The organism is Streptococcus infantis, assembly GCF_047460825.1.
GTDB lineage: Bacteria > Bacillota > Bacilli > Lactobacillales > Streptococcaceae > Streptococcus > Streptococcus infantis_V.
The window spans coordinates 1-927 of the sequence record NZ_JASHFO010000069.1 but is presented as its reverse complement, the minus strand read 5'-3'; the positions used below and the strand labels follow the sequence as shown (position 1 = coordinate 927).

The window sequence follows — 927 nt, the reverse complement described above, 5'->3', positions numbered from 1 at the left end:
GAAGCGTTCAAAAATTTCTTTGACAGAATTAATAGTATTTAGTAGCTCCTCAACATTTTGTTGTTCATCTGACAAATAGCCAAGAGCAAAAGCATAACGTAAAGCAATTTCTTCAGATTGTTTGAAGGATTCAAAAATTTCTTTGACAGAATTAGCAGTATTTATTCGCTCCTCAACACTTTTTTGTTTACCTGATAAATAGACTAGAGCCTTAGCATATTGTAAAGCAATGGTTTCAGACTGTTTGAAGGATTCAAAGATTTCTTTGACAGAATTAATAGTATTTAGTAGCTCCTCAATATTTTCTTGTTTAGCTGACAAATTGACCAGAACCATACTATAAAGTGATGCAATGTCTTCAGATTGTTTGAAGCGTTCAAAGATTTCTTTGACAGAATTAGCAGTATTTATTCGCTCCTCAACACTTTTTTGCTTACCTGATAAATAGACTACAGTCATAGCATACCGCAACGCAATGTCTTCTGATTCAGGATATTGCTCATAAATTATTCTTGCCTTTTCTGCTAGAGCTTCATAGGCGGTCTTATCTGTCTCCTTGGATGATAAGACAAGGAGTTTATCTATCTCTGCTAAACTTTGATCCAAATTGTATTTCTGTTCATCCATACTATGCCCTCACTTTGAAATAGTAATTATTGCTAGTTAAAACTAATCTGCCTTTTCGTTTCATAATTAGTTTCTACATATTTTATTATATCAAAAACCATATTTTTCTCCTAGTATATGTATGATACTTTTTAAACATAAACTCATACAAAAAAGCCAGACATCCGTCTGGCTTCAGATTGAAGACAAAGTCCTTAGAACCCAAGTTTCTAAGGGCTTTTCTTTTTGTAAAGTCGTATAATAGAGGTAAGAAAAGTTGTGAGGTGTTCCCTATGTTTCACAAAGAAAAACCTGATTATA

Annotated in this window: 1 pseudogene; it reads right to left on the bottom strand. The window is 32.8% G+C overall.

The features are described 5' to 3' along the window. Positions 1-627 (bottom strand): annotated as a pseudogene (locus QM911_RS09840) (hypothetical protein); the annotation flags it as partial. Positions 628-927 lie beyond the last annotated feature (300 nt).